Genomic DNA, 20,049 nt, shown 5'->3' on the forward strand with positions numbered 1-20,049 from the left:
GCCGGTGACGCCATCGCGGTTCGGCTCGACTGCGGTCTTGTCGTCGATGCGGGTGACCAGCAGCGACAGATGCCCGTTCTCGCTGGCCTGGATCAGGATGCCTTCGTTGACGACGGTGATGCGCGTTCCCTCGCGGTCTGCCTCCAGATCGGGGCTGGCCAGTTGCTTGCGCTGTCCGTCGTCGGTGTAGGTGCCCATGGCGTAGTTCAGTTCGGTCACGCCAAGGGCATCCAGTCCCTGGACCTCGTCGGCATCCTGCGCGCCATCCTGGTCGCGGTCGCGCCACACTTTCAGTTCGCTCCAGACCGGATCGATTGCGCTGAGCCTGCCGTCGTAGTTCGAATCGACCCAGGCCATGCCCGCCAGCCCGCGCCGGGCCAGCGCGACGAGCGCATTCGAGAACAGCTCGCGCCCGGTATCGGCGCTGCCGTTGTAGTCGCGGTCCAGGACCAGGAAGGCGTCGTCGGCCGCTATCCAGGCGGTCTGCTTCAGGTAGCCGGAGTCGTCCACATCGAAGGCGACGCCCTGGGCGCGGTCGGTGACGGCGATGCCATTGCCGTCAAGGTCGAGCACCACCGGCCGGAACACCTGGGTGGCGCCGGATAGCGGCGCCACCAGCCTGCCGTCGCGCGCGGCGCGCTCTTCTTCGCCCAGGCCGGCCCTGGGATCGCCGGCATCGCTTTGCAGCCTTGCGGTCTGCACTTCCCACAGCGGCGCAAGGGCGCCCCGCAACAGCGCCGAGCGCACCATGCCTTCGACCAGCGACTGGAACGATTCCGGGCTGCCGGGCTCGGCGTTGTAGGGCCGGCCGTCGGTATCGAAGCGCAGCGCGGGATGCCGTTCGCCCCCTGTGAGCGGATCGATGTCGGTGTAGCGAAATCCGGTCCTGTCATAGGCCAGGTCGGGCATGCGTTCGGGAATCAGGCCGAGCATGCTGCCCGGATTTTGAAGGCGTTCGCGCTCGATCATCGCATTCATGGTGGCCAGCGCCCTGTTCATCACGGCCGCGACCGCCTGCTGTCCGCCGGTCTCGCCTGCCGCTTCGTAGCTGACGCTGCTGCCGCTGCGGAGATAGTGGCCCTTGCCCCATGGGTCGGCGGAATCTTCGCCGCCGAACAATGCGTTGACCATGTTGAACACGGCGTAGGCAGTGCCGACCCACTGCATGCCGGGAATCATCGAAATGACCGCGACCGCAATCCCGGTTTCATCGCCGTGGGCGATGGCGTTGACCAGGTTCACGTAGGGCAGGCTGTCGCCGAGGGCGGTGGCGGCGCTGTCCTGGCCGAAGGCTTGTGCGACTGCGCTTGCTGTGTCCTTATCGGAGAAGCCGGCGAAGTTGGCGTAGGCGGTCACGCCGAAATTGACGGCATGCGCGCTGGCGGCAAGCGCGGCCACCGCATCGCCGCGCTTGAGGGCGTCGTTCAGGCTCAGCAGGCTGAGCATGCCGCTGGCCACGTTTGCCGCGCCCGAGAGCCTGGTGTTGGGGGAGCCGTTGAGCGTGGCCAGGTCATTGGCCAGGCGCAGGCCGGATGCGGTGACGGGGAGGGGCGTGCCGGACTGGATGGCGCGGACCAGGGAGAGGGCGTCGATCAGGGTGCCGCCGTGCTGGCCGACGGCCTGAAGCAGGGTGGTGGAGCCGATTGGGCCCGAGGACTGGCTGCGTCCGGTGAGCTGGCCTTCGGTGTCGTAATAGCTTGTTTCGACACCGGCAGAGGTGGTCGCCGTGTCGACGCGGCTGCCGTCGTCGAAAAAGCGGCTGTCGATAGTGGACTGCAAAACGTGCTGCCGGTCGTACACAAGAGAGGTCACGCTGCCGTCAGGCTGACGGCTGGTCACGGTCTGTGATTCCAGATTGTTGACGGCGTCGTAGTGCCGGAAACTGGCCGTGATGACCTGGCCCAAGGCATCCACCGTGTAAATTGCATCGACGCCCTTGCTGGTCCGGTTGATGAGGGTATTGCCGTCGTCATCCATCTGGATGCTGCTGACAGCGAGCACGGCGCCGCCTTTTGCGTATTCCGTCTGGACCAGGCTCACTCCCTGGCCGAGAACCTGCATGCCGCGGCCATCTGCAAACAAGAGCAGTTCGTCGCCATTGGCGGCCACCACGCGCACGGTCCGGTCAGCCTGCTGGACAGAGACTTCCTGCCCGACCCGTCCTGCCAGGAATTCGCCGACCATTGCTTCAACCTGGTCTGCGGTGATCGATGCGCCGGTATCCGACACCTGAACCATTGCCCACTCTTCTGAAATATTCCAGGCCAGCGCGTTCGTATCACCCAGGTCGTTCGCCTGGACGACCTTTTGCAGCAACGGGGAATTCTTGCGCAGGGCTTCCAGTCCAATGATCGTGTTGATCGCGTGCAATACGGTGACTTGCATGACGGCGCTAGCGGCAGCACCGACGCCGGAGAGCGATGCCAGGTACTGCAATGCCAATGATGCCGCGGCATTGTCTTCGCGAACGCCGGCGATATGGGCGTTGGTTCCGCCCACCAAGGCGGTGTAGCGACGGGCGACGAAGTCGCCGACGCCGGTATCGAGTTGGGCCTTGGGCTCTTGTGCCGCGACCCAATCCTTTGCCTGCTGCCAGCCTTGGGAACCGATCACGCGGCTGGCGCCGGGGCCGTCGAGGCTGGTGCCGTTCAGGCCGAAGAGTTGGGCGTTCAGTTCTGATTCGAATCCGCCTTGGCTGTGGCCAGTCAGGTCGAACAGCTTCTTTGCATCGTTAAATTCAATTTTCCTTTCAGTGGCCACCTGCCGGATGGCGAAATAGGTGAACCTGACTGACTCGGTCATCTCGGCGCTCCAGGCGCCTGTGACGATGGCCTTGTTGATTTCGGCGTCGCCCGGTTTTAAGAGGTCGACAGTTCCGCGATAGGCAATTTTGTACGAACCGTCAGGTCCTTGATAGAGCTGAGCGGCAAAGTTGAATCCGTCTGAGGGATGTTTCGTGTATTGCTCGACTGCCAGTCGATTCCAGCCCTCGATGCTTCCACCCGATGTGTTTGTGTATTTGTAGCTGTCTCTGCTCAAGAGTGCATCAAGGACCAGGTCTTTGGACATTCTTCTCCCCTTATGTTTTAGGCACTTTCAGTGCTTGATTAGCGTTGGCGGACTGCATTGATGAAGTCGGTCCAGTTGCTTCCACCTGACTTCATCGCGGCCCGGCGGACTAGTTGCCCAAAATCGTGTGGCAGGTAGATGACATGTGCATGGCCGGACGGTATTTTCTTTTCCCATGATCGCGGGCCGTTCGTCTGTGAGTCCCCCTTGTCCATCACGATCAGGTACTGTCCTTGTGGATTCCCCAGGGGAATTCCGGAAGCCTTGTACTGATCCATCTCGAAGCCGAAATAAACACCCAGTTGCTGCTCCAGAATCAGCATGTCCATGCCCTTGATCCAGTCGCCCCGGAATCCCACTTCCCATATTGGTGAAACGGGCCAGCGTCCTGTACCTTCATGCGAGTAGATCAGGCCAAAGCGATGACCGGGATTTGGGTATGCGAAGGGATTGCGAAAGCGCGGAACCTCACCGGGTGGAAGTCTGTAATCACCCTTCTCGTAGCGGCGCGATCTCGAAATCCGCTCAGAAATATTGGAAAGGTGCCAGTCGCTGGTTGTCCTTCCGCCCTCAAAAAACTTCACGTCGGGGTTCGCGGCCGGCAAATTCAGACTCTGCGGCAGATAGATCTCGAATCGCGCCGTGCTGTTTTCCATGCAATGCGCCTTACCGGCGTCATCGACGCTGCAACCATCACTATCTGCACCATCGACCATTCGGAAGGCAATCGCCTCGGCACCCTTGAGTTCTTCGCTGACCATCGATTCCGGCATGCAAAAGCGCTTGGCGAAGGCCGGTGTCACTACCCAAAGGTATTTGTCGAGCACGTAGTTGCGACGACCTTCCCGTGGCCCTGTGTAGTAACCGCCTTCGCAACTCCTCCATTCCTTTTCAAGGGCTTTGGTGCCCTGGGCGTGTGCGGGGAGGATTGCGGTTGCTGCGAGGGTCGCCGCTGCTGCAAGCAATGACAGAATTCGGGATGGAGAAAATGTGATCATGCGGTCTGTGTCAGCGTCATTCGGAAACCTGGATCGCTGCGATTCAGGAATGAAAAGGCAATGGGAATTTAGGCGAGACAGGCGGCCGCTGGAAGGAATGTTTTTTGCGAGAAGTTGGGACGTCCGAATAGCGAGCGCATGGCTCGGTTGCCGATCCATTTTCTCGGAAATGTGGGGGTCAGGCTTCGGCTTGTGCTCTGCCGAGCAGTCGAGCGGGAAAAAGTCGAGACCTGACCCCATGGGGCGTCAGGTCTCGACTAGTGCTTCACCGAACGGTTCGGCGGCGCAAGTCAGGACCTGTTCCTGCAACTGGAGCTGGCCCGAAGACTGGCAGCGTCCGACTAGCTTGCCTTCAGAGTCGTAGTAGCTTGTTTCGAAACCAGCAGAGGTGGTGCTCGTGTCGCTGCGGCTGCCGTCGTCAAAAAAACGGCTTTTTATATTGGTCTGCAAAGTGTGCTGCTGGTCGTACCCATGGGAGGTCACGCTGCCGTCAGGATGACGCCTGGTCACGGTCTGTGATTCCTTGTTGTTGTCTGGGTCGTAGTGCCTGAAAATGGCAGTGATGGGCTGGCCCAGGGCATCCACCGTGTAAATTGCGTCGACGCCCTTGCGGGTCCGGTTGATGAGGGTATTGCCGTCGTCATCCTTCTGAATGCTGCAGAAAGCGAGCACTGCGCCGCCTTTTGCATATTTCGTATGGACCAGGCTCATTCCCTGGCGAAGCACCTGCGCGCCGCTGCCATCTGCAAACAGGAGCAGTTCGTCGCCATGGGCCGCCACCATGCGCACGACGCCGTCGGCCCACTGGACGTAGGATTCCTGCCTGACCCGCCCCTTCAGGAGTTCGCGCTCCAGTGCTTTAAGCTGCTCTTGGGTGAGCGATGGGCTGGCATTGAACGGCTGCACCATCGCGCGATGTTCAGGACTATTGCAGGTCAGCGTGTACCAATCTCTTTCATGGGCATTGCTGCCCTGGGCGTGTGCAGGGAGGGACGCGATTGCTGCGAGCGCGGTCGTTATTGCAAGCAAGGCCATAATTCGGGAAGGCGGAAATGTGTTCATGTGGTCCGTGGCTGCGTCATTGGATGCCTGTAGGGATGCAAGAGTGAAAAAGGCAATGGGAATTTAGGCGAGACGGGCGGCCGCCGGAAGGAATGTTTTTTGCGAGAAATCGCGATGTCCGAACAGTGAACGTATGGCTCGATTGTCGGATTCATTTCGGCGGGAATTTGTTGATCAGGCTTCGGCTTGTACTCTGCCAAGCAGTTAGGCGGGAGAGGTCAAGACCTGACCTAATAGCAGCAGACCTCATGGCTGTAGCTGTGCGTGCGCAACTCCTTCTACTCAAGTTGACCATCCACGCGTTCTTCTGGGTACAGCGTGGAAATAGGGCGATAGCAATAAGTCGAAAAAACCTTGTCGATCGCTTGCGTGGATCGGTTAAATTTTTCTAATTCGGTACGTGGTGGGCAGGGATTGCGGGGAAGTGGATCTGGCCCAATGAGGAATACGGAGAGCACTTTTCCGCTAACCACGAAGTAGACCCGTTGCCTCCTCATATCCAGAGGTAGGCGCCGGCGGAGATCGACGACGTCGTCAACTATTTCGTCGGTCGATTTGATCCGCCATTTCACGTAAAGATGATTGCCGACCTCCATATCCCCATAGGTGCCCACCGCTTGGGGAACGATCGTACATTTGGACCTGTGGATTGGGCATGCGCGAACACCATGCTCGTTGGTTCCGCCATATTGATAATCGAGGATCTCGATATCGGGGCTATCTTGAGTGGCATCGAATCCGAATGAATGAACTGCGTAGCGGCGCTCGACGCGAGTCTTTGGATCTGGTGCTGTACAGGAGGAAAGGGGCAATCCAAGGAGAAGCGTCAGAATGCTGAGAACAGTGAGGCGAACATCACGTCCGGCATCGAGCAAGCTCATGAATGAAATCGGAACCCTTGCTGGAACGCCTGTTGTTGGATCCGTCCGCGTGGTCGAAAGTAGTCGGTGCATCACGATCTCCCCTCCATTACCTTCACAGCTCGATCCGAAATCCGTCTTGGGTACAGATTCGTTATCGGCAAGTAGCAAAACTGGGAGAAGATCTTTTCGTAGGAATTCGACGACATGCTTAACTCCGCCCGCCTGCCAATCGGCGGACAAGGATCCGGGACCACTTTGTTCGCCCCGATCAAGTAGACATGCAGGCGATCCAGGTTGACGATGAAATGAATCCGCTGCCCGGTCATGTCACTCGGTAGCCGGTCGCGCAGGTTGACGACATCCTCATAAATTTCGCCGCTGGTCCTGATCTGCCATTTCACGTAAAGCTGATCGGCCACTTCCATGTTGGCGTGAGCCACAGTGGAGTAAAACGGGGGCTTGCACTGGTCCGGGTGCCGCGGGCATCCGCGCACGCTGGGATGGTCATTGCCGCCGTAATGAAAATCGAGGATATCGATGTCCGGGCTGTCACCTCTGGCATCGAACGAAAAGGTGTGGGTGGCATACCGGCGCTCCATTCGCAATGGCGGTTCAGGCGTGGCGCATGAGGACATCGCGCAGGCCAGGAGCACAACGAAAATTGTCGGCAGTACCAGCTGTCTTGATGCAGTTGGCAAGCTTCTGGCCAGGTGAAATGCGTTCATGTGATTCGTGTCAGCGCCATTCGAATGCCCGGAACTCCGCGATGCAGGGGCGGTGCAGGCAGAGGGGAACTTAGACCAGGCAGGCGGCTGTCGGAAGGAATGTTTTTTACGAGAAGCCGGGGCGCCCGAACAATGGGCACATGGCTCGATTGTCGGATTCATTTCCCCGGAAATGTGTGGGTCAGGCTTGGACCTTTGCTTTGCCGATCGGTTGTGCGGGAAAGGTCAAGACCTGACCCCAGGATGAAAACTAATCCGATCCCAGCAGCAGCGGAAGGATGCCGTTGCACACGGTCAGTGATTCTGCCCTCGAAGCCGGCGTATCTATCTTCCGGTGAGCGACGTTTGCCTGGTTGAACAGGGCGCCGGTACGGTCGGCAACCGTTTCCCTGATTTTCCGGAACTCGTATTGCAGCGACTTGTGGCTTGTGTAGATTACAGGCTCGGCGCTGAACTTTTCCCTCAACTCCTCCTGCAAGGTCGCCGCCGCTTTCAGCAGCACTTCATTGTTCAGCAGGACATGCTTCATCTCGTGCTTGACCACGTAGTCGTAAGCACACGAATCCCGTGCCAATTCCCTTGAGACAAAAATGTTCATCGGACTAAAACCCATCACGATGCTGACCATCGGTGCCATGCACAGGCCGTCCCCCGGCAAGTCGATGTGCTCGGAACCGACTTCAACCGCTACCTGCAGCGAGGCTGCGGTCACGCCGGCGACAGCGCCGTTCACCGTTTGATGTGTTCGCTGGCTGAAGCTCTCCGCGAGTTGCCGGCCCGGCACGACCTTCACCGCAGGGTTGGTGGGCAGTACCTGGACATGAACCTGTGGCTTTGGCAGCCTCGGGCCGCAGTCTTCCATCTGCGTCAGGATCGCAGCGTGAAGTCCGCGCGTGGACAGGGCCAGAGCGAGTCCGAGGAATGCGAGGGCAATGGCTTTCATTCTGGATCCCCGTTGCTTTGAAGCGTGCTCCCGTTTTCATTGACACTGCCTGACGGCAGTCGACCAGGGCCAAATCTTCCATGATGCGCTTTCGGGCTGCGGCTCAGGGTGGCTGCCGGTCCGGCACGGCCCTGACTGCGGGAATTGCATATTGTCAATGATTTGCGGATACTATCCTCAATAGTCCGGAATGCACAATGACGCTGGCGGCGCTGCCAGCGGGGCGTGCTGCGCACTTCCGGTTGGCCGGCCATTTTTTGCGGCTTCCCTGCGGCTCGACAGCGTGGCCGGAACATTGAAGGACATCAGGTGCATTTTTCACGCACGACCATCATTCTGAGGTCGGCCGCTGCCTGCATCGCCCTGATCGTTGCGATATGGACGGGGGTGTCCCTGGAAATTGCCCAGGAAAAGCGCCAATGGCAGGAAATCACGCTGCAGGACGTCAAGATCCTGGCCGAAAGCTACGCCGAGCAACTGGAGAAGACGGTCGAGCAGCTCGATTACCTGTCATCGACCCTGGTGTACATGCAGGAACGCGGCGTGCTTCCCGAGGTGGTGGACGACCACTTCCGCTACGCGTCCACAACGCTTCCCGTCTTTCTCAGTTTTGTCGATGCCGCCGGCGTGATACGGAGTGCACGCTTTCGCGAGAACATCGGTGTCTCGATGCGCGGCCACGATTTCATCGATCAGCATCGCAACTCCACCAGCAGGGAGATGGTCATCAATCCGCGCAGCGCGGGTGCCGGCGGCCTGTCGAAGCAGGAAGTGATCCGTTTCACGCGGCGGGTGAATCATCCGGACGGCAGCTTTGCCGGCGTGATCAGCCTGACGGTCGATCACCGCTATCTGCACAGCTACAAGGCGCTGGATCGATTCGGGGACAGCGATTTTTCCTCGGTCTGGTTGCAGGGCGGGTCAATGCTGACCAACTGGACTGTGGGGCTGGGCGAGCGTGTTTTCCAGCACTACCGCAATCCTCCGCGCTTCGACAGTACCAGCGGTTCCCGGCTTGAGGCCGGCAGCGAGTTCGTGGACGAAAAGGATTACTTCGTCGGATGGCGCAAGCTCGGCAAGTACCCTGTCACCGCGCTGACCGTGGTTTCACTGGAGAACTCTCAGCGCGCATTTGCGCCTACGCTCAAGAACTATCTGATAGCGGGATTTTTCGGCAGTGTGCTGTCGGTGCTGGGTGCCATTGGCTGGGCATATGGCGGCCTGAACCGGCTTGAACGGCGCCGCCGGGCAAGGCAATACGAAACCGAATTGCTGGCGGCGTATGCCGAGCAGAAGGCCTTGTTCGATTCAGCGCCCGGCGGCATTGTAATCATCCGCGAACGGGTGGTCCGCGTCTGCAACCGGCGGCTGGAAGAGATCTTCGGCTATGGGCCTGACGAGCTGATCGGCAAGAGCGTCCGGCCCTGGCACATTGACGACCAGGCTTTCGAAGAAGTCGGCAGGGTGATGTACGAGCCGATCTGGCGTGGCCAGGTATTCCGCGGTGAAATGCATCTGGTCAGGAAGGATGGCAGCCGCTTCTGGGCGCGCGTGGTTGGCACGGCGATCGATCCGGCTGATCGCACGCGCGGTGCGGTCGTGATCGTGGATGACATCACCGATGAACGCGAGATGGCACAGGCGCTGCAGCTGGCCAAGGAGGCGGCCGAGGAGGCGACCCGCGCGAAGTCCGATTTCCTGGCCAACATGAGCCATGAGATCCGCACACCGATGAACTCTGTGATCGGCATGGCCCACTTGCTGTCCAGGACCGGCCTCGATGCGCGCCAGCGCGACTACCTGGACAAGATCCGCTCCTCGAGCCAGCATCTGCTGGGCGTGATCAACGACATCCTCGATTTTTCCAAGATCGAGGCCGGCAAGATGTCGATCGAGCGCGTCGACTTCGAACTGGAAAAAGTGCTCGACAACGTGGTCGTGCTGATCGGCGAGAAGGCATCCTCCAAGGGGCTGGAACTGGTGGTCGATATCGATCCCCGCTTGCCGTCTACGCTGGTGGGCGATCCGCTGCGCCTTGGGCAGATCCTGGTCAACTTTGCCAACAATGCCGTCAAGTTCACCGACAAGGGCGAAGTGGGGATCCGCATCAGCCTGAAGCATGAGGATGAGCATGGCGTGCTGCTGCTGGGTGAAGTGCGCGATACCGGTATCGGACTGACGCAGGAGCAGGTCGGCAAGCTGTTCCAGAGCTTCCAGCAGGCCGACACGTCCACCACCCGCAAGTTCGGCGGCAGCGGACTGGGGCTGGTGATCTGCAAGCGTCTGGTTGGCATGATGGATGGCGAGGTCGGGGTGGAGAGCGAGTTCGGCCATGGCAGCACCTTCTGGTTCACGGCGCAGCTTGGCAAGAGCCACCGCGCCAGGCGGACGCTGGTGCTGCAGGCGCATCTGCGCGGCAAGCGCGTATTGGTGGTCGACGACAACCAGAGTGCGCGTACCGTCATGGCCGACATGCTGGCCGCCATGGGCTTCGATGTGGCGCAGGCCGCCAGCGGTGACTTCGCGCTTGCCATGGCCACTGCGGCCGACAAGGAAGGGCGTCCATTCGAAGTGGTGTTGCTGGACCGGCAGATGCCCGGCATGGACGGGGTGGAAACCGCGCGCCAGTTCCAGGGCCGCCGTTGGCAGTCGAAGCCGCGGCTGATCCTGATCAGTGGCTACGGGCTTGAAGAAATGGCGAACGAAGCCCGGCCAATGGGCCTGGACGAGCTGTTGATCAAACCGGTGAGCGCGTCCCAGCTCTTCAATGCCATGGCGCGGGCTATTGGCGCCGAATCCGCTTTGCCTGTGGTAGCGGTGCATCCGAGTGATGCCGCGATCGAAGCCTTGTCCCGGCTGAAGGGGGCGAGGATCCTGGTGGCCGAAGACAATGAGCTGAACCAGCAAGTCGCCCTCGAACTGTTGAAGGAGGTGGGTTTCGTGGTCGACATCGCGGCCAATGGCCAGATTGCGATCGACATGCTGGGGGCGCCCGGAATGCGCTACGACGCCGTGCTGATGGACATGCAGATGCCGGTGCTGGGCGGACTGGAAGCGACCCGGCTGATAAGAGCCGATGCGCGCTTTGGCGCGCTGCCCATCATCGCCATGACGGCGAATGCGTCTGCCCAGGACCGGGAGGCCTGCCTGCAGGCCGGCATGAACGAGCACGTGGCCAAGCCGATCGAGCCCGATCTGCTGTGGCGGGCATTGCAGCAATGGGTGCTGCCGCCCGACAGTCCTGCCGACACGGACGTCGCCAACGCAGTCGGAGCGGCGCCGGATGCGAACGAGGCGCGCCTGCCTGAAGACGTTCCGGGGTTGGATATTGCCGATGGCTTGCGGCGGGTGCTGGGCAAGCGGCAGTTTTACCAGTCGTTGCTGCGCAAGTTCGTGGACGGGCAGAAGAGCGTTCCGGAGCAGGTGGCAGCGGCGCTGGACAGCGGCGACGATCAGCTGGCCGAACGCCTGGCCCACACCACGGCAGGTGTTGCCGGCAACGTCGGCGCCGGGGAAGCCGCCAGCGCGGCGCGGGCACTTGAAACGGCCATCCGGGAGCAGCGGCCGCGGGCGGAACTCGACGAGTTGCTCGAGACCCTGCACGCCCGGCTCACGGTCGTGATCGAGGAGCTGGACAGGCAGTTGCCGCCGGTGACGACGGCGACCGGCGCCATTGACCGGCACGCCCTCGCCACGGTTTGCGACCAGCTGCTCAAGCTGCTGGAAGCGGGGGATCCCGCAGCGACCCGGCTGGCGCAGGAAAACAGCGACCTGCTCGGGCAGGGGCTGGCAGAACATTACCCGGCGTTTGCCCAGGCTGTGACGGCTTTCGATTTCGAGAACGCACTCGAATTACTGGTGAAGGCGAGGGACTCCCTTGCGGCCCAGGGATAGTTTGCGCAGAACATGACATGGTCAGGGAGACCCGTTGAGCCCACAAGAAAATCAGCTGCAGGGCGTCCCCTTGCAGCCCCCGGAAAACCTGTCCGGCCTGCCCGCAAAGCCAACCGTACTGGTGGTCGACGACACGCCGGACAACCTGGCCATGATGAGCGAACTGCTGCAGGACGATTGCCGCGTCCGGGTAGCGAATAATGGCGAGCGGGCGCTGCGCCTGGCAGGTTCGGCCGAACCGCCCGACCTGATCCTGCTGGACATCATGATGCCCGGCATGGACGGGTACGAGGTCTGCAAGCGGCTCAAGGCCGAAGCATCCACTCGCGACATTCCGGTGATCTTCCTGACCGCGCGTTCTGGCGCGGAGGACGAACGCATGGGCCTCGATCTGGGCGCGGTCGACTACATTACCAAGCCGATCAACCCGCAGATCGTGATGGCGAGGGTGAAGGCGCACCTGGCCTTGAAAGCATCGGCCGACTTCTTGCGCGACCGTAATGCATGGCTGCAGCGCGAGGTCGAAAAGAGGACGCGCGAAATTGCAGCAGCGCAGGACGTCACCATCCTGGCCATGGCCTCGCTGGCCGAGACCCGCGACAACGAGACCGGCAACCATATCCGGCGCACCCAGCATTTCGTCAAGGCGCTGGCGCTGCAACTCAGGACGCATCCCCGCTTTTCCGGTTTCCTGTCCGACGCCAACGTCGATTTGCTGTTCAAGTCGGCACCGCTGCACGACATCGGCAAGGTGGGCATTCCCGATCACATCCTGTTGAAGCCCGGCCGCCTGACCGCGGAAGAATTCGACGTGATGAAGACCCACACCACGCTCGGCCGCGACGCCATCGCCCAAGCCGAACGATCGCTGGGCGTGGAGGTGGGTTTCCTGGAAATAGCCAAGGAAATCACCCTGTCGCACCAGGAGAAGTGGGATGGCTCAGGCTACCCGCAAGGCCTCAAGGGCGAGCAGATACCGATCTCGGCGCGCCTGATGGCGGTGGCGGATGTGTACGACGCCCTGACCAACACCCGCATCTACAAGAAACCGATGCCGCATGAAGATGCCGTGGCGCTGATCCTGAAGGCAAGGGGAACGCATTTCGATCCGGATGTGGTTGATGCCTTTGCGCAGATCCAGGATGAATTCCGGGCAATTGCCGGGCGGTTTGTCGATGCGATTCAGGAACAGAGGGTCGAAGGTGTGGCCGAGCAGGGCGGGTGAGGCCGAGCTGCGGTACTGGAGTTGTCCAGCCTGGCAGCTGATATATCGCGAAGGGGACCAGTTCATGCGGGGCCTCATTTGCATTCCGGGGCCTGAGGTGTGGGCCAGGTCTTGACTTGTGCTGCCGAACGATTGAGCGGGAAAAGTCGACACCTGACCCCATACGAGGTGCTCGATTTTGGGGAGGGGTGCAGCAATTTGGTTAGAGATGAAAATAATAATGTTGACATTAGGAAATATTATATAAACACTGAGATCTCCACTCAAGGAGGAGGACTCATGTTCGAAAATAAGAAAAAGATCGTCGCGGCAATGTTGTTAAGCGTGTTTGCGGCTGGCGCCGCGGTTGCGCAAGCGCCAGAGAAGGCCCGCGGAAAGCATCACAAGCTGCCCGCAAGCTTGGATACCGTCCAGTGGGGCTGGCTGGATCCCAAAGAGTCACCCAAGTTGAAGGTCGAATCGGGGGACACTGTCTCGGTCGAAACCATGATGCACTCGCACGACAAGATCAAGCCCGGGATGAGCATGGAAGAGATCGTGGCCCTGCGCAAGGCAAATCCCGGTGGCGGTCCGCACTCCTTGACTGGCCCCATCTACGTGAACGGCGCCGAACCGGGCGACGTGCTTGAAATCCGAATCATCAAGATCGTGCCCAAGGCATACGGCGTCAACTTCAACCTGCCGGGCAAGGATTTCCCGACCATCGGCGCGCTCGCCTCGGAAATGCCGGAGGGTTTCCTGAAGTTCATGAAACTCGACCTGAAGAAAATGACGGCCGAGTTCAAGCCGGGTGTCACCATCGACCTGAAGCCGTTCCCGGGCACGCTGGCGGTCGGCATCGATCCGAATGATCCGGCGCCACGCAAGGGCGGCGTCAAGGACGATCCGCTCGCGCCCGTCTCGTCGCTGCGCCCATGGAAAAACGGATCCAACATGGATATCAACGAGTTGCAGGCTGGCTCGAAGATATTCTTCCCGGTATTCCAGAAGGGCGGGCTGATCTGGACCGGTGACTCCCACTGCCGGCAAGGCAACGGCGAGGTCAACCTGACCGCGTTGGAGTGCTCCTACAAGGAAATCGTCCTGCAGCCTATCGTGCATAAAAACATGAAGATCACCTGGCCGCGCATTGAAACCCCGACGCACTGGATTGCGGTTGGCCTGGACGAGAGCCTGGACAAGGCGATGGTGAATGCCACGCGCGAGGCAGTTGATTTCCTGGCCGAGCAGAAGATGGTTCCGCTGACGCGCTACGAAGCCTATTCGCTGGTGTCGATGGTGGGCGACTGCCGGGTTTCCCAAGTGGTGGACATCCGCAAGGGCGTGCATTGCATGATCCCGAAATCGATCTTCACCAAGAAGAAGTAAGTCGGCCATTCGATGCAGGCGGTGCTCGCCCTTTTCCTGTCCCTGGCACTTATTGCAGTGACCGGTCCGGTGAGCGCCGCCGGCAAGCTTGACGTCGTCACCACCACGGCCGACCTGAAGGCCCTGGTGCTGGCGGTCGGGGCCGGGCGTGTAGCGGTTGAATCGCTGACATCTCCCAGCCAGGATCCCCATTCTGCCGAAATAAAGCCGGCGCAACTGGCGCGCCTGCGTAGCGCGGCGCTGATCGTGCGCATCGGCCTCGACCACGAACCGTGGTTCCGCCGCCTGAATCTGCCAGCCGGCGCGCCCGTGCTTGATGCCTCCCGCGGCGCTCGCCTGCTGCAAACCGAGACGCCGCGTTTGCGCGTTGAACGCCGCTCCCATGTTCATGCCTTTGGCAATACCCATTACTGGCTCGATCCAGAAAACGCCCGTCCAGTCACGGCTTCCATCATGGAGGGCCTGACCCGCTTGAGTCCTGCCGACCAGGCCAGCTTTGCCGCCAGCCGCACCGAATTCCTGGGCAAGCTCGACCAGCGCCTGACTGCCTGGAAAGCCGCGCTGGCACCTTACCAAGGCACCAAGGTCGTCGTGATTCACGACACCTGGACCTACTTTGCGGATCGTTTCGGCCTCTCTATCGTTGCTGCCGCCGAGCCGAATCCGGGGGTGCCGCCGTCATCTGCCGAACTGGCAACGCTGACCAGGCACATGCGCGAAGCCGGCGTGCGTGTGATCATCGCCGATCCGCATTCCAGTCCCGCACTGGTCAAACATATTGCCGCCCATAGCGGTGCAACCGTAGTCACGCTCGTTCCTTCAGTCGGCGCCGATCCCGCCGCCGATAATTACTTCTCCCTGTTCGAGCTCAATGTCAGCCGACTGGTGGCGGCGCTGCGCTAACTAATTCTGGAACCAATGCTGGAACTGCTCCTTTGGCCTTTCATTGCCGGCGTCGTCCTGACTGGCATACACGCTTACTTCGGCATTCACGTCCTGGCGCGAGGGGTGGTCTTCGTCGACCTCTCGCTGGCCCAGGTCGCAGCGCTGGGCATCACTGTCGCCATCCTTGCCGGTCATCCGGTGCAGGGGCAGGCGGCATACTGGTACGGGCTCTCGTTCGCCATCGGCGGAGCGATACTTTTTGCCATTGCCCGACGCCACGAGGCCGCCTTGCAGCAGGAGGCCGTGATCGGCATCACGTATGCCGTTTCCGCTGCGCTGGGGGTACTTGCCCTCGACCGCGCCCCGCAAGGAGCGGAGCACATAAAGCAGATCCTGATCGGTTCGATACTGACGGTGACGCCGGAGGAGGTGCGCAATCTTGCCCTGCTTTATGTCGCCCTCGGTGTCGTGCATTGGCTGCTGCGGCGGCCGCTGCTTGATGCGTCATTTCATCCGCCGCTTGCCGCTGCCACGCCGCGACGCACGCTGTTCTGGGACGTCATTTTCTATGGTTCGTTTGCCCTGGTCGTGACATCGTCGGTGCGCGTCGCAGGCGTGCTGCTTGTTTTCTCATATCTGATCGTACCGGCTGCAATTGCCGGGCTGTTCGCCACCACAGTACGGGGCCGCCTCCTGCTTGCCTGGTTGCTCGGAACGGCGGTTACTGCAGCCGGACTCGGCGCCTCCTGGGGGTGGGATCTTCCGACAGGCCCCGCAGTAGTTGCCACATTCGGCGCCACCATGGCGGCAGTCGCGGTTGCCTTTGCTCTCCGGCGCACTTCGCTGCCCCGGTTCGGAAAATCTGTGTCGCTGGCTGCAGCCCTTGTTGGCCTGCTGCTGCTTGCATTCCCGCAGATGGACCAGCCGTGGCTGGACGAGCTTGAAAACCAGCTGCCGTTCGTGCATGAAGTTTTTCTGACGTCGGATGAGCGCGAGACCCGCAGCGACAGCCTGGAAGCGATCGAAACGGCGCGCGCCGAACTCATGAAACTCCGGGCTTTGGAGCAGGACGTTCGCTGGGGAAAGAAGGAAATGTCCGCTGAAATGCAGGACCGGCTGCGTCAGTACCTTTCCGGGCGCAGTGAGATTCTTGCAGGCGACCAGTTGGTGCTGAAAGAGTTGCGCATCGAGGCGCGAGCGCGCCAGCGCTTTGGCCTGGGAATTCCGTTGTTGCTGCTTGGCGGGCTGTCGTTTGTTCTCATCAGCCGTCGCAGGGGACGGTAGTGAAGGCAGAATGTGGGGTCAGGTCTTAACTCTTCTCGCACAACCATTCGGAAGAGAGCAAGTCAAGACCTGACCCCCGCCATGGAACGCTTGTGCGGGAAAGGTCAAGACCTGACTCCGCACTTTAATCGCATCCCAATTAAAAACAACTTTGATTTGACCCATTTTAATTTGCTGGATACGATTCGTTCCATATGAATGACGCCCGCCACGTTCCCGTCACCGGGGCGTGCAACCGGGTCTGCCTCCCACCCGGTCCGCCGGAGTTCAACGCCTTAACGTCTATCGAGGACTTTCCCATGTTGAAGAAACGCCTGCTGAGCCGTACCGCACTTGCGGCCGGCCTGATGCTGTGTGCCGCATTTTCCAGCGTCGCGCACGCTGACAACTATCCCAGCAAGCCGGTGCGCCTGGTGGTTGGCTTCGCTCCGGGTGGTCCGGTCGATCTGGGCGCGCGTCTGGTGGCCGAGCATCTGACCCGCGAGCTTGGCCAGACCTTCATCGTGGAAAACAAGCCGGGCGCCAACGCCGCAATCGCGGCGATGGCAGTCAAGTCAGCGCCCGCCGATGGCTATACCGCCTACGTGACCAGCTCCAGCTCGATCACGCTCAATCCGCATCTGTTCAAGAACACCATCCGCTACAACCCCAAGGCCGATTTCCAACCGGTGGCCACCATCACCGAGATGCCGCTGATCCTGGTGATCAACAACAACGAGCCGATGTTCAAGGACGTCAAGAACCTGAAAGACCTGGTGGAGGTGGTGCGCAAGAATCCCTCGGGCAAGCTGGCCTATGGCTCGGCCGGCATCGGCAACATCACGCAGATCGCGTTTGAACTGTTGTCCAGCCGTGCTGGCATCAAGATGAATCACGTCCCCTACAAGGGCACGGCCGATGCACAGAAGGCGATCCTGGCGCGCGAAGTGCTGATGGTGTTCGATTCGATGTCGGCCATTCCCCACATCAAGAACGGCACGCTGCGTCCGCTGGCGATCTCGTCCAACCGCCGCATCGCTGCGCTGCCGGACGTGCCCACGGTGCAGGAACAGGGCTTTGGTGACTTCGACGTCGCCTCCTGGGTCGGCATATTCGTACCCAAGGCCACCCCGGCCGATGTGGTCCAGCGCCTGAGCCAGAAAGTGCTGGCTGCCGGCAAGGATCCGGCCGTGGTTGCCCGCCTGTCGGCAGTGGGCCCGATCCTGTCGCTGGACGCGGCTGCCTTTTCTACCAAGATCGACAAGGAATCGGCCGAACTGCTGCGCGTGATCGAGACTGCTGGCATCAAGGTCCAGGACTGATCCTTGTTTCCCCCTGCTGCCGCGGTCCCTGACCGGCGGCAGCGCACGGTGTGGCGGCCACGCGCCGCCCGCTGCCTCTGATCCAGACAGCAGGTTCCCCATGTCTACCGCAAGCAATCTTTTCGATCCCGTTCACTACGCTGGCGCCCGTCGCCCCTTGCCGGATGCGACTTCGCTGCCCCCGGCCGCTTACTACGATCCCGCGTTCTATCAGCGCGAAATCGACATGTTCTTCATGAAGGAATGGAACTTTGTCGGTCACGCTGGCCGCCTGAAGGAAAACGGGTCCTGGTTCACGATCGATTTCGCGGGCGTGCCCGTGATCGTGGTGCGGGGCGAGGATGGCGTGGTGCGGGCATTCGCCAATTCCTGCCGACACCGCGGCATCCGGCTGGTCAACGGCGAGGGCAAGACTCGCGCCTTTGTCTGCCCGTATCACAGCTGGACCTACGAGAATCACGGCGGCATGCGCGGCGCGCCCGGCATGGAAGGCGTGAACTGCTTCGATAAGGCGGACAATGGCCTGATCCCCGTTCGGCTGGAACAGATCGGTCCCTTCATGTGGATCAATTTCGATCCGGCCGCGCCTTCGCTGGACGCCACCATGGGTGATCTCAAGACCCGCATCGCCAGTTACAGCCTGGATGACCTGGTGCTCACGCGCCGCAAGGAATACAAGGTCAAGTGCAACTGGAAGGTCTACATCGAGAACTTCATGGACTACTATCACACGCCCACCGTGCACCGCAATTCGCTGGCGCTGGGCAGTGTGTCGGCCTACCACCGCAAGCCGGTCGAGCTGGAACATTGCGACGGCCGCTATCTGGTCCTGTATGGCAAGCATGAAGGCACCGCCGGCCTGCTGCCGGGCGCCAAGGGCTTCCCCTTCCTGCCCGATCTCGAAGGGCGTTCGCTGGAAGGCTCCAATTTTTTCTACACCTCGACCTGCGGCCTGTTCGGCTTCACCAAGGATTGCGTCTGGTACGTCAAGATCAATCCCACCGGACCGGACAGCATCGACCTGACCGTCGGCTCCTGCTTTCACAAGGACATCGTGGCGCGTCCCGACTTCGAACAGGTGGTGCAGGCTTATTACGAACGCTGGAACGTGGCAGTGGCGGAAGACAATGTGATTGTCGAGGAACAGCAGGCCGGCGTGCGCTCGCCCTTGTGCCGGCCGGGCCGGGTGTCGCCGATGGAAGCGATTTCCTATGCCTTTCGCAAGCACCTGATCGATGCACTGAAGCTGTAATTTTCCGTATCAATCCCCATGCCACAACACGCAGACATCATTCTCTTTGGCACCGGCGAGTTCGGTGCGCGCATGCTGTTCGATCTTGCCGCCACCGCGCGCGAACCGGTCACGGTGCTGGTGGTCGGCCGCAGCGATGCCCGGCTGGCCTGGCTGCGCACGGCAGCCAATGCGCGGGCCCATCTGTTCAACACGCCGGCCCGGATCATCACCGCCGTCCTGCCGGAATTCGATGAGGCATCGGTGCAGGCACTGGTGCGCGAGCGCCAGCCCAAGGTGGTGGTGCAGTCTGCATCGCTACAGACGGCATCGGTGCTGCGCGAAAGCGCCACCGCCTGGAGTCAACTGGTGGCCCAGGGCGGCTGGAGCATTACTGCGGCTTTCCAGAGCGTGCTGTCGGTGCGTATCGGCCGTGCCGTGCAAGCGGCGCTGCCGGGCTGCCGCTATATCAATTGCTGCTTCCCGGACGTGGCCAATGCGCTGATCGTTGCCAGCGGCGTGCCGGTGTATAGCGGCGTGGGCAATATCGGCATCCTGTCCACCGCCTTTGCCGGCGCGCTTGGCATCGCTGATCCGCGGCGACTGCGGATGCTGGCGCAATACCAGCAGCTCAACTACTGGCGCAAGCCTGCCGGCGAACGCAGCGGCAGCGTGCCGCGCGTCTGGCTCGATGGCGTCGAGATGTCGCATGTGGGCGAGCGCTTGCGCGACGTCATGCTGTCGCCACAGACCGCCTTCGACATTTCCTGCGCTACCGGCGTGCCGCTGATGCTGGCCTTGGTAGCCGGTCGCGAATGGTTCGGTCATGTGCCGGGCCCGGGCGGTCTGCCGGGTGGCTATCCTGTGCGTGTGGATGCCAGCGGTAACCTGCATCTGGACCTGCCTCCCGGCCTCAGCCGCGAGGAGGCGATTGCCTGGAACCTGGCGTTCGAAGAGCGCAATGGCCTGGTTGTGGACGGCCAGGGTAATGCCCGATACACGGGCGTGTTGCACAAGCTGCTGCAGGAAGTCGACCTGGCCGTTGCAGCGGGCTTCAAGTCCAGCGAAGTCGAGGCCGCCGCTACCAGGCTGGCTGCGCTGAGAGACCGCCTGCAGAGCGTGCCTGCTGCGGTCAGCTGAAGCTGGTATCTGAAGCGGATATCTGAAGCGAATATCCGACGCCAATAATGAAGCAGGGCGG

The 20,049-nt window shown here is 61.1% G+C and carries 14 protein-coding genes; 8 read left to right on the forward strand and 6 right to left on the reverse strand.

The window, feature by feature from the left end; translation table 11 throughout:
* The 6 genes from FVE66_RS05625 to FVE66_RS05650 all read right to left on the reverse strand — a co-directional run.
* Nucleotides 1-3,069: DUF2974 domain-containing protein (locus FVE66_RS05625; protein WP_151446449.1), on the reverse strand; the 3,069-nt coding region annotated here is incomplete at its 3' end.
* A 38-nt stretch (nt 3,070-3,107) separates the two neighbouring features.
* Nucleotides 3,108-4,067, reverse strand: coding sequence for a hypothetical protein (locus tag FVE66_RS05630; RefSeq protein ID WP_151446450.1), 960 nt, complete (start codon nt 4,065-4,067; stop codon nt 3,108-3,110).
* A 246-nt stretch (nt 4,068-4,313) separates the two neighbouring features.
* Nucleotides 4,314-5,129: a hypothetical protein gene (locus FVE66_RS05635; protein ID WP_151446451.1), complete on the reverse strand. Its 816-nt coding sequence runs from the start codon at nt 5,127-5,129 to the stop codon at nt 4,314-4,316.
* 278 nt (nt 5,130-5,407) lie between these two features.
* A complete protein-coding gene (locus FVE66_RS05640; protein WP_151446452.1) occupies nt 5,408-6,010 on the reverse strand; it encodes a hypothetical protein in 603 nt (200 codons plus the stop codon).
* Nucleotides 6,011-6,081: 71 nt separating this feature from the next.
* Nucleotides 6,082-6,717: a hypothetical protein gene (locus FVE66_RS05645; RefSeq protein WP_151446453.1), complete on the reverse strand. Its 636-nt coding sequence runs from the start codon at nt 6,715-6,717 to the stop codon at nt 6,082-6,084.
* Between the two features lie 250 nt (nt 6,718-6,967).
* Nucleotides 6,968-7,660 (reverse strand): hypothetical protein, encoded by a 693-nt coding sequence (locus FVE66_RS05650; RefSeq protein ID WP_151446454.1) that lies wholly within the window; start codon nt 7,658-7,660, stop codon nt 6,968-6,970.
* Nucleotides 7,661-7,969: 309 nt separating this feature from the next.
* Between FVE66_RS05650 and FVE66_RS05655 the strand changes: the two genes are divergently transcribed.
* From FVE66_RS05655 to FVE66_RS05690, 8 genes are all read left to right on the forward strand, one after another.
* A complete protein-coding gene (locus FVE66_RS05655) occupies nt 7,970-11,554 on the forward strand; it encodes a response regulator (RefSeq protein WP_151446455.1) in 3,585 nt (1,194 codons plus the stop codon).
* 55 nt (nt 11,555-11,609) lie between these two features.
* Nucleotides 11,610-12,779: a response regulator gene (locus tag FVE66_RS05660; protein WP_421829471.1), complete on the forward strand. Its 1,170-nt coding sequence runs from the start codon at nt 11,610-11,612 to the stop codon at nt 12,777-12,779.
* Between the two features lie 279 nt (nt 12,780-13,058).
* The gene (locus FVE66_RS05665; RefSeq protein ID WP_151446456.1) at nt 13,059-14,147 is read left to right on the forward strand and encodes an acetamidase/formamidase family protein; all 1,089 of its coding nucleotides are present in this window, start codon (nt 13,059-13,061) and stop codon (nt 14,145-14,147) included.
* A gap of 21 nt (nt 14,148-14,168) precedes the next feature.
* The gene (locus tag FVE66_RS05670) at nt 14,169-15,050 is read left to right on the forward strand and encodes a metal ABC transporter substrate-binding protein (protein WP_206668714.1); all 882 of its coding nucleotides are present in this window, start codon (nt 14,169-14,171) and stop codon (nt 15,048-15,050) included.
* Nucleotides 15,051-15,065: 15 nt separating this feature from the next.
* Entirely contained in the window at nt 15,066-16,316 is a 1,251-nt protein-coding gene (locus tag FVE66_RS05675) for a metal ABC transporter permease (protein ID WP_151446458.1), read from the forward strand.
* A 299-nt stretch (nt 16,317-16,615) separates the two neighbouring features.
* On the forward strand, nt 16,616-17,617 hold the full coding sequence (locus tag FVE66_RS05680; RefSeq protein ID WP_151446459.1) for a Bug family tripartite tricarboxylate transporter substrate binding protein: 1,002 nt from the start codon (nt 16,616-16,618) through the stop codon (nt 17,615-17,617).
* Between the two features lie 100 nt (nt 17,618-17,717).
* Nucleotides 17,718-18,869: an aromatic ring-hydroxylating oxygenase subunit alpha gene (locus tag FVE66_RS05685; protein WP_151446460.1), complete on the forward strand. Its 1,152-nt coding sequence runs from the start codon at nt 17,718-17,720 to the stop codon at nt 18,867-18,869.
* Between the two features lie 18 nt (nt 18,870-18,887).
* The gene (locus FVE66_RS05690) at nt 18,888-19,988 is read left to right on the forward strand and encodes a hypothetical protein (RefSeq protein ID WP_151446461.1); all 1,101 of its coding nucleotides are present in this window, start codon (nt 18,888-18,890) and stop codon (nt 19,986-19,988) included.
* The last annotated feature ends 61 nt before the right edge of the window (nt 19,989-20,049 follow it).

Origin of the sequence: Lacisediminimonas profundi (genome assembly GCF_008831265.1) — a bacterium.
Lineage (GTDB): Bacteria > Pseudomonadota > Gammaproteobacteria > Burkholderiales > Burkholderiaceae_D > Lacisediminimonas > Lacisediminimonas profundi.

Excerpts from the sequence above, each read along its gene's own strand:
- FVE66_RS05630 (WP_151446450.1), bottom strand. The coding sequence starts at position 4,067 with ATGATCACATTTTCTCCATCCCGAATTCTGTCATTGCTTGCAGCAGCG.
- FVE66_RS05635 (WP_151446451.1), bottom strand. The coding sequence starts at position 5,129 with ATGAACACATTTCCGCCTTCCCGAATTATGGCCTTGCTTGCAATAACG.
- FVE66_RS05640 (WP_151446452.1), bottom strand. The coding sequence starts at position 6,010 with ATGAGCTTGCTCGATGCCGGACGTGATGTTCGCCTCACTGTTCTCAGC.
- FVE66_RS05645 (WP_151446453.1), bottom strand. The coding sequence starts at position 6,717 with ATGAACGCATTTCACCTGGCCAGAAGCTTGCCAACTGCATCAAGACAG.
- FVE66_RS05650 (WP_151446454.1), bottom strand. The coding sequence starts at position 7,660 with ATGAAAGCCATTGCCCTCGCATTCCTCGGACTCGCTCTGGCCCTGTCC.
- FVE66_RS05665 (WP_151446456.1), top strand. The coding sequence starts at position 13,059 with ATGTTCGAAAATAAGAAAAAGATCGTCGCGGCAATGTTGTTAAGCGTG.
- FVE66_RS05675 (WP_151446458.1), top strand. The coding sequence starts at position 15,066 with ATGCTGGAACTGCTCCTTTGGCCTTTCATTGCCGGCGTCGTCCTGACT.
- FVE66_RS05680 (WP_151446459.1), top strand. The coding sequence starts at position 16,616 with ATGTTGAAGAAACGCCTGCTGAGCCGTACCGCACTTGCGGCCGGCCTG.
- FVE66_RS05685 (WP_151446460.1), top strand. The coding sequence starts at position 17,718 with ATGTCTACCGCAAGCAATCTTTTCGATCCCGTTCACTACGCTGGCGCC.
- FVE66_RS05690 (WP_151446461.1), top strand. The coding sequence starts at position 18,888 with ATGCCACAACACGCAGACATCATTCTCTTTGGCACCGGCGAGTTCGGT.